The 9,246-nt window shown below is 65.4% G+C and carries 6 protein-coding genes; 3 read left to right on the top strand and 3 right to left on the bottom strand.

Annotated features, from left to right (window positions below; genetic code table 11):
- Positions 1-132 precede the first annotated feature (132 nt).
- Positions 133-714 (bottom strand): response regulator transcription factor, encoded by a 582-nt coding sequence (locus tag QWL29_RS00915; protein ID WP_305821005.1) that lies wholly within the window; start codon positions 712-714, stop codon positions 133-135.
- A 19-nt stretch (positions 715-733) separates the two neighbouring features.
- The gene (locus QWL29_RS00910) at positions 734-2,749 is read right to left on the bottom strand and encodes a PAS domain-containing sensor histidine kinase (protein WP_305821004.1); all 2,016 of its coding nucleotides are present in this window, start codon (positions 2,747-2,749) and stop codon (positions 734-736) included.
- A 117-nt stretch (positions 2,750-2,866) separates the two neighbouring features.
- Here QWL29_RS00910 and QWL29_RS00905 point away from each other — a divergent pair, with 117 nt between their 5' ends.
- From QWL29_RS00905 to QWL29_RS00895, 3 genes are all read left to right on the top strand, one after another.
- Complete coding sequence (locus tag QWL29_RS00905; protein WP_305821003.1) at positions 2,867-3,859, top strand: TRAP transporter substrate-binding protein; 993 nt, start codon at positions 2,867-2,869, stop codon at positions 3,857-3,859.
- 85 nt (positions 3,860-3,944) lie between these two features.
- Positions 3,945-4,514, top strand: a complete 570-nt coding sequence (locus QWL29_RS00900; RefSeq protein WP_305821002.1) for a TRAP transporter small permease — start codon at positions 3,945-3,947, stop codon at positions 4,512-4,514.
- On the top strand, positions 4,511-5,791 hold the full coding sequence (locus QWL29_RS00895) for a TRAP transporter large permease (RefSeq protein ID WP_305821001.1): 1,281 nt from the start codon (positions 4,511-4,513) through the stop codon (positions 5,789-5,791). Before QWL29_RS00900 ends, QWL29_RS00895 begins: the two co-directional genes overlap by 4 nt.
- A gap of 485 nt (positions 5,792-6,276) precedes the next feature.
- Here the strand turns inward: QWL29_RS00895 and QWL29_RS00890 are convergent, their stop codons facing one another.
- Positions 6,277-9,174, bottom strand: a complete 2,898-nt coding sequence (locus QWL29_RS00890) for an EAL domain-containing protein (RefSeq protein ID WP_305821000.1) — start codon at positions 9,172-9,174, stop codon at positions 6,277-6,279.
- Between the last annotated feature and the right edge of the window lie 72 nt (positions 9,175-9,246).

Below are 9,246 nucleotides of genomic sequence, written 5' to 3'. Positions count from 1 at the left end.
TGCCGTTATCAGGAGGGTGGAGTCCATCACATTAGGGTGGGCACCTGTGCCCACGCGGATCAAACCCACCAATAACGGATCACGCAACAGCGCCACGCACGTGGAAATCCGCTTTGAAAACGACGTGGCCGCTTACTTCAACAACCCCGCCAACTCCACCGCCGTCTTCACCTGCATCTTGTCGAATATATGCGCCCGGTGCACCTCCACCGTGCGCATGCTGATGCCCAGTTCGTCCGCGACGACCTTGTTCATCTTCCCCGCCAAAATCAGGTCCAGCACCTCGCGCTCGCGCGCCGACAAGGTCGCCAGCCGCACCCGCACCTGGTCCGACGCCGCCGCCGCGCGCGAGGCGGCCAGCGCCTGGTCGACCCGGTCCATCAGCTGGTTGTCGTTGAACGGCTTCTCGAAGAAGTCAAACGCCCCGCGTTTCAAAGAATCGACCGCCATCGGCACATCGCCATGCCCGGTCAAAAAAATCACCGGCAAGCGCGGCAGCAGACCGCGTCCGATCAACTGGTCGAACACCGCCACCCCGTTCATGTCGGGCATGCGCACGTCGAGCAGCACGCAGTCGCCCTCGAGGTCGGGCTCGCCCACGCTGTCGAGGAAGGCCTGGCCGCCCGCATAGCCGCGCGCCGCCAGCCCGCGCGACTGTGCCAGCCAGGCGAGGGCGTCACGGATGACTTCTTCGTCGTCGACGATGTGCAGCATGCGATACCTCCTCAATGCACTATTTTAGCTCAGGCGCACCCGTTGCAGATGCCGCCGCCGCCGCATCGCGGCGCGGCAGGCTGAACGTAAACACCGTGCCGCCGCCCGGATTCGGCGCATGGGTCAGCGTACCGCCGTGGAATTCGATCGCCGTGCGGCAGATCGACAGGCCCATGCCCATGCCTTCGGCCTTGGTCGAAAAGAAGGGCGAGAACAGGCGCTCGGCCACGTCCGGCGGGATGCCGTGGCCATTGTCGATCACCGACACCGACACCTGGGCCGCATCAAAGCCGGCGGCGATGCGCAGGATGCGCCGCTCGGGCGGCAGCTCGGCCATGGCCTCGATGCCGTTGCGCGTCAGGTTCAGCAGCACCTGTTCCAGCATCAGGCGGTCGGCCAGCACGGTCGGCAGCGCCGGCGGCAGCGCGAACTGCAGCGTCACCCAGGACTTGCGCGCCTGCAGTTCGACCAGGGCGCGCACGCCGTCGACCACGCTCCTGATCGCCACTTCCTCGCGCTGCGGCTCGCTCTTCTTCACGAACTCGTGCACGCTCTTGATGATCTGGCCGGCGCGCTGGGCCTGCTGGCGCGCCTGCTCCAGTGCGCGGCGCAGCAGGTTCGGCTCGACTGGCACGCCCTTGTCGGCCCGTTCCAGCACGTTCAAAGCACCCGCCGTGTAACTGGAAATCGCCGCCAGCGGCTGGTTCAGCTCGTGCGCCAGCATCGACGAAATCTCGCCCATGGTGGCCAGGCGCGCGCTCGCTTCCAGCTTTTCCTGCTGCTGGCGGTTCAGTTCCTCGGCCTTCTTGCGGTCGGTGATGTCGAGGATGGAGCTCATCCAGCCGGTCTGATTGCCGCGGCTGTCGACCAGCGGCGCCTCGAACACCAGCACCGGCACGCGCACGCCGTCGGCTCGCTGGAACACGGTCTCGAATTGCGGCGTCACGGTCCCGGCCAGGATCTTGGCGAAGCGCTCTTCGTAATCGAGCGTGGCTTCCGGCGCCCAGTAGGGCATGGGCGGCTTCTTGCCCAGCAGTTCTTCCGCTGGCAAGCCGACGATCTGGCAGAAGGCCTTGTTGACGTAGGTGACGCGGCCCTCCAGGTCGCGCGCGCGCAGGCCGGTCAGGAGCGAGTTTTCCATCGCGGTGCGGAAGGCCATCTGCTGGCGCAGCGCGCTTTCGGCGGCCAGGGTGCGCGAGATGTGGCGCCACAGGCTCATCAGGCTGATCAGGAGGCCGAGCGCCAGCACGATCACCGAACCGACCAGCAGATTCGGCAGCAGGCGCGGCGAGCCTTTCACGCTGTCGGTGGCCAGCACGATCGAGCTGCCCGGCAAATCGAGGGCGCGGCGGTGGGTGTAGACGCCGCGTCCCGGCCCGCCGTCGGCGCGTGCGGCCACCGGTTCATCGTCGCGGTCGAGCAGGGCCAGGGCGTTGTCCTGGGCAAACCACCAGGGCACGGTTTCGTCCAGCAGGACCTTCAGGCTGTAGCTGGCCACCAAAGCGCCGGCGTACTCGCCGCGCCGGAACAGCGGCAGGTAGTAGTCGATCATGCCGGGGGCGTGGGCGCTGGCGCCGTAGGGCTCGGTGTAGCGGCCGGCGCGGGTCAGGCGCGCCATTTCCATGGCATCGGCGCCGACCGACGCCAGGCCGCCCGGCGGCAGTTCCAGGCCGTGGTGGGCCAGGGTCGCGCCGTCGGAGCCGAGCCAGAGCACGCGGCGCAGCTCGTGGCCGTTCTTGAACATCTGGTCCAGGCGCGCCTGCAGCTGCTCGGGCGCGGGCGGCTTGACCAGCAAATCGGCGCCGAGCACGGCCAGGGCTTCCTCGCTGCGCGCCAGCTCGAAGCGCAGGGTCTGCTCGACCCAGAGCGTGTCGGCGATCAGCTGCTCCTGGCGCTCGTTGGCCTCCATCTGGCGCGCCTGCCAGGGCAGCCAGAGCAGCACCGCCAGGAACAGCAGCACCAGCAGCAGCGGCACCAGCCAGCGCCAGGGACGGGACAGGCTGGCGCGGCGCGGCAGGCGAAAGGGATTTTTCATGCTGGAACGTGCAATAGTCGTTGGAGTGATGTTATTGTGGAATTCCACAAAAGCAATGTAAAAAATGCTGTCGTGCAGACCTGTTTGACCTACAAAATCGAGACCCGAGGAGACACCATGCAGATCAAAGCCCTGGCCGCGGCCTTTGCCGTCGCCCTTTCCGTGAATGCCGCCTGGGCCCAGGCGCCCATCGTCATCAAGTTCAGCCACGTGGTCGCGACCGATACGCCAAAAGGGCAGGCCGCCGAACGCTTCAAGGAACAGGCCGAGAAGCTGACCCGCGGCCGGGTCAAGGTCGAAGTGTATCCGAACAGCCAGCTGTACAAGGACAAGGAAGAACTCGAAGCCCTGCAGCTGGGCGCGGTGCAGATGCTGGCGCCCTCGCTGGCCAAGTTCGGCCCGCTCGGCGTAAAGGAATTCGAAGCCTTCGATCTGCCGTACATTTTCCCGTCCAAGGCCGCGCTGTACGCGGTGACCGAAGGGCCGATCGGCAAGAGCCTGCTCAAAAAGCTTGAACCGAAAGGCATCACCGGCCTGGCTTACTGGGACAACGGCTTCAAGATCATGTCGGCCAACAAGCCGCTGCATGCCCCAGCCGACTTCCGCGGCCTGAAGATGCGCATCCAGTCCTCGAAGGTGCTGGACGCGCAGATGCGTGCGCTCGGCGCGAATCCGCAGGTGCTGGCTTTCTCGGAAGTCTATCAGGCCTTGCAGACCGGCGTGGTGGACGGCACCGAGAACCCGCCGTCGAACATGTACACGCAAAAGATGCATGAGGTGCAGAAGCACCTGACCGTGTCGAACCACGGCTACCTGGGCTACGCCGTTATCGTCAACAAGAAGTTCTGGGACGGGCTGCCGGCGGATGTGCGCGGCCAGCTCGAGCAGGCCATGCGCGACGCCACCACCTTCGAAAAAGCCATCGCCCAGCGCGACAACGATCTGGCGCTGGAAGCCATCCGCAAGGCCGGCAAGACCACGATCTACAACCTGACGCCGCAGGAGCAGGCGGCCTGGCGCACGGCCCTGCAGCCGGTGCAGCGCCAGATGGAAAGCCGGATCGGCAAGGACCTCATCCAGTCGATTACCCGCGAGACCGCGAAGAAGTAAGCACGATGTGAAGGTCTCGGGCCATGGCCGCGCACCCAGCGTGCGCGCCATGGCTTCGCTCAGCCTGTCCTCCTGAAAGACATCCATGAAATTCCTCGATCGACTCGAAGAATGGATCATCGCGACCCTGATGGCGGCGGCCACCATCGTCATCTTCATCGCGGTGGTGCATCGCTATTTGTTTGGACTGCCGATTCCGGCACTGCAGGACTTCCTCATCCAGGTCAACACCAGCTGGGCCCAGGAACTGTGCATCTACATGTTCGTGTGGATGGCCAAGTTCGGCGCAGCCTACGGCGTGCGCACCGGCATCCACGTCGGCGTCGACGTGATCGTGAACCGTCTCAGCCCGCCTTGGCGTGCGAAATTCATCGTGTTCGGCCTGCTGGCCGGAGCCGTCTTCACCGGGATTGTCGGCACGCTCGGTGCGAACTTCGTCTGGCACATGGCCGAGACCGACCAGACCTCGGCCGACCTCGAATGGCCGATGTGGACCATCTACCTGGCGGTGCCGCTCGGCTCGTATTTGATGTGCTTCCGCTTCCTGCAGGTGATGGTGCACTTCCTGCGCACCGGCGAAGTGCCGCACCATGACCCGGCCCAGGTCGAAGGCCTGGACGACGATGACCTGCCGATCTCGAAAGGTGCCGCATGAACGCCGCCATCATCTTCCTGTTGCTGCTGCTGTTGATGCTGACCGGGATGCCGATCTCGATCTCGCTCGGCCTCACCGTGCTCACCTTCCTGTTCACCATGACCACGGTGCCGATCGAGTCGGTGGCGCTGAAGCTCTTCACCGGCATCGAGAAGTTCGAGATCATGGCGATTCCGTTCTTCATCCTGGCCGGGAATTTCCTGACCCATGGCGGGGTGGCGCGGCGCATGATCCGCTTTGCCACCTCGATGGTCGGCCACTGGCACGGCGGCCTGGCGCTGGCCGGCGTGCTGGCCTGCGCGCTGTTCGCGGCGGTGTCGGGGTCCAGCCCGGCCACCGTGGTGGCGATCGGCTCGATCATCCTGCCGGCCATGGTCAAGCAGGGTTATCCGAAGCGCTTCGGCGCCGGCGTGATCACGACCTCTGGCGCGCTCGGCATCCTGATCCCGCCCTCGATCGTGATGGTGATGTATTCGGTGACGACGAATACCTCGGTCGGCAAGCTGTTCATGGCGGGCGTGATTCCGGGGCTGATGCTGGCCTTCCTGCTGGGCCTGACGACCTGGGTGCTGGCCAAGAAGCATGGCTACCCGCGCATGGCGAAAGCCAGCTGGGGCGAGCGCTGGCAAGCCTTCCGCAAAAGCGCCTGGGGCCTGTTCCTGATCGTGATCGTGATGGGCGGCATCTATACGGGCGTATTCACGCCGACCGAAGCCGCGGCGATTGCGGCCGTGTACGCCTTCATCATCGCCGTGTTCGTCTACAAGGACCTGAAGCTGCGCCAGGTGGGGCGGGTGCTGCTGGACTCGGCTTCGCTGTCGGCGATGCTGCTGTACATCATCACGAACGCGGTGCTGTTCTCGTTCCTGATGACCAGCGAGAACATCCCGCAGCAGATGGCGGCCTGGCTCACCGCGCAGGGCCTGGGCGTGGTCAGCTTCCTGCTTGTGGTGAACATCCTGCTGTTGCTGGCCGGGAATGTGATGGAGCCCTCGTCGATCGTGCTGATCATGGCGCCGATTTTGTTCCCGGTGGCGGTGGCGCTGGGGATCGACCCGATCCACTTCGGCATCCTGATCGTGGTGAACATGGAAGTGGGCATGTGCCACCCGCCGGTGGGGCTGAATTTGTACGTGGCCTCGGGGATCACCAAGATGGGGATTTCGGAATTGACGGTCGCCGTATTGCCCTGGCTGCTGACCATGCTGGGCTTCCTGATGCTGGTGACCTACGTGCCGGCGATCTCGCTGTGGCTTCCCAACCTCGTGTATGGTTGATCGGTGCATATCGTTATAAAAAAATATTCTTTTGCCGACACAGTTGCGTTATCATGGGGCGCTGCCGGCACTTAAATAGTGCGGTGGTACCGGACACACAGTTTGGGGAGTAAAGAAAAACCCGGTAGTCCATACCGGAGATCATGTGAGGAGACACACGTTCGACAGAAGCTGCGGGTACGCCTAGTAGCCGGGACGTGACCATGATTCAGAGCGCACCGCTGGTGCGCTTTTTTTTTGGGTTTTTTTGGCAGTGGCCGTCGGAAGCGGTAGCGGGCGATGGGTCACGGCAGCGGGTGCATGGATGGGCGCGTAACCGCGTGGGCACGGAGGGCCCACCGTACGGTCGGCGGATCATCCAAGGTACGTGATGCGTATGCACGGCGTTCCGTACGGTGGGCACCCCGTGCCCACGCGGTACGTGCGCCTGATTGCGGACACGTGCGGAAATTCGTCGCCCGCACCGCCCGCAAGCGGCCACGAACCTAGGCCGCCAATTCCTCCAGCGTCCTCGCATCCACCGGCCTGCTGAACAGGAACCCCTGCCAGTTATCGCACCCGATCTCCGCCAGGAACGAACGCTGCGCCTCGGTCTCCACGCCCTCCGCAATGATCCCCAGCCCCAGCGACTTCCCAAGCGCCACCACGCTGCGCGCAATCGACGCGTCGTTCGGGTCGTCCAGCACGTCGCGCACGAAACTCTGGTCGATCTTCAGCTGGTCCAGCGGCAGCCGCTTCAGGTAGCTCAGCGACGAATACCCGGTGCCGAAATCGTCGAGCGAGAAGCAGATGCCGTGCTCGCGCAGGGCCTGCATTTTCCCGATGGTTTCCTCGACTCCCTCGATCATCAGGGTCTCGGTCAGCTCCAGCTTCAGGCGCGTCGGGTCGGCGCCAGTGTCAACCAGAATCGCCAGCGTCTCCTCGACGAAGTCGGCCTGCAGGAACTGGCGCACGCTGACGTTCACCGCCAGCGTCAGGTGCGCCGTGGCGGGCGTGCGGGCCCAGGCGGCCAGTTGCTCGCAGGCGGTGCGCAGCACCCAACTTCCGAGCGGCACGATCAGGCCCGAGGTTTCGGCAATCGCGATGAAGCCGCCCGGCCCGATCAGGCCGCGCTGCGGATGCTGCCAGCGCACCAGGTCGACGGCCCCGGTCAGCATGCCGTCGCCGTCGACCTGGCCCTGGTAGTGCAGCACGAACTGCTGCTCGCGCAACGCTGCGCGCAGCTCGGTCTCGATGGCGGTGCGGTAGGTGACTTCCTGCTCCATCGAGGTGTGGAAGAAGCGCAGCGTGTTGCGGCCCTGGCGCTTGGCTTCGTACATGGCGAGGTCGCCGCGCCGCATCAGGTCGTCGAGCTGCTGCTCGTGGCCGCTGCACAGGGTGACGCCGATGCTGCAGCTGGCGTGGTGCACGGCGCCGCCGACCTCGAACGGGTCGCGCAGCGCGCTCAAAATCTTGTGGCCGACCGTGTCGGCATGCTGCAGTGCTTCGGCCTCGCTGGCGCCGACCGCTTCCAGCAGGATCACGAATTCGTCGCCGCCCAGGCGCGCCACGGTGTCGCTGTCGCGCGCGCACTGCAGCAGGCGCGCCGCTACCTGCTGCAGCAAATGGTCGCCCACCACGTGGCCGCGGCTGTCGTTCAGGTCCTTGAAATTGTCCATGTCGAGGAACAGCAGGGCGCCGACGCGGCGGTTGCGGCCGTGCCGGCCCATGCAATGGTCGAGCCGCTCGTAGAGCAGGCGCCGGTTCGGCAGACTGGTGAGCGGATCGTAGTAGGCCAGCTGGACGATCCGCTCGTCGGCCTGCTTGCGGGCGCTGATGTCGGACTGGGTGCAGACGAAGTTGGTCAGCACGCCTTCGGCGTCGCGCACCGCGCTCACCGTCAGCCAGGCCGGATAGGGCTGGCCGCTGCGGCGCCGGGTCCAGACTTCGCCCTGCCAGGTCTGCTCGCGCCGCACCGTGTTCCACATGCGCTCGCGGTAGTCGTCGCCGTCCTGCTCCAGCGAGAACGGCGGGAAGGCAGTGCCGGGCAGCTCGGCGGCGGGCGTGCCGACCAGGAGTCCCCAGGCTTCGTTGGCCTCGATCATCACGGCTTCGGGACTGAGCACGCACATCCCCTCGCCCGACTGGAACACGATGGAAGCGATGCGCAGCGATTCCTCGGCCTGCTTGCTCGATGTGATGTCGGTCGAAATGCCGCATACCCCATATACCTGGCCGCCGCCGCGCCTGAGGGGGATCTTGGTCGTGAGGTAGACTTTGCCGTCCATGCGTTCTTCGCTCACATGGCGCTCTCCGTTGGACAATACCTTGCGGTCGCCGTCGCGCATCCTCGGCGCGTGCGCAGGCCCGAACAAGGCCTCGTCGTCCTTGCCGATGATGGCGGCCGGAGGCTTGCCCAGCATGCGCGACAGGGCGCCGTTCACGTACTGGTAGCAGGAGTGCTCGTCCTTGATGTAGATGAGGCTATCGACGCTGTCGAGGATGGTAGTGAGCTTTTCCTCATTCTCGCGCAGCTCCCGGGTGCGCGCCGCGACCTCGGTACGCAGCCAGCTGGCCACCGCCAGCGCCGAGAGGAGCAGCCCGACCGCCGCCGCCAGCGCCCACCACAGGTTGGTCGGTACGGTTTGCCTGAGGCCGTCGGTCTGCCACTGGCGCAGCGTGGCGAAATACACCGAGTTCGGATCGGCGCGCCAGGCCGCCAGGTGGCGGTCGATGGTGTCGAGCACGGCCTGCTGGCGCCCGGGCAGGGCCGCGTAGTACACGCGCGCCGGGTTGAACACGGCGCCGGTCGCCACCAGGCCCTGGCGCGCGGCTTCGTGGTCGCCGAAGAAATGGTTGGCGGCGACGGCGTCGGCCTCGCCTTCGGTCACCAGGGCAAAGGCGCGCTCCAGCGAAGGCGAGGGCATCAGGACGGCCGGTGCGCCGTAGCCGGCCAGGATGGCGGGCAGGGTCTGGGCCTGGATCGAACTGGACAGTACCGCGATGCGCCGGCCTTTCAGGTCGGGCAGGGCGCGGATGCCGCTGCCTGAGCGGGCATACACCTGCGACCAGCTGTGCACGGCGGGAATGCGGTGGAAGGCGAACACGCGCGCGCGCTCTTCGGACCAGGCGACGTCGGGCAGCAGGTCGATCCGGCCTTCGGACAGCAGGTCGATGCAGGCGGTCCATTCGCAAGACACGAATTCCAGCGTCCAGAGCTCGGCGCTGGCTATCTCGCGCAGCAGGTCGATCTGGATACCGTCGGCCTGGCCTTGCTGATTGATGAACAGGTTCGGTGCATTATTCGATACGCCGATCCGCAGCGGCGCAGACACCTGCGCGCCGGCCTGGGCCAGGCAGCCAAGCAGTGAAACGAAAACCAGGAAGCGGAGTACGCGCGGCATATTCGTCCGGTGTCAGTGTTTGTTTTTAGCATAGTCGTTTTTGCAATAAACTGACGCCACGTACGAGAAATT

It is taken from the genome of Massilia brevitalea (assembly GCF_030711405.1).
Classification (GTDB): Bacteria; Pseudomonadota; Gammaproteobacteria; order Burkholderiales; family Burkholderiaceae_D; genus Telluria; species Telluria brevitalea.
The sequence above is the reverse complement of the archived record's forward strand: the minus strand, read 5'-3'. Positions and strand labels throughout refer to the sequence as shown.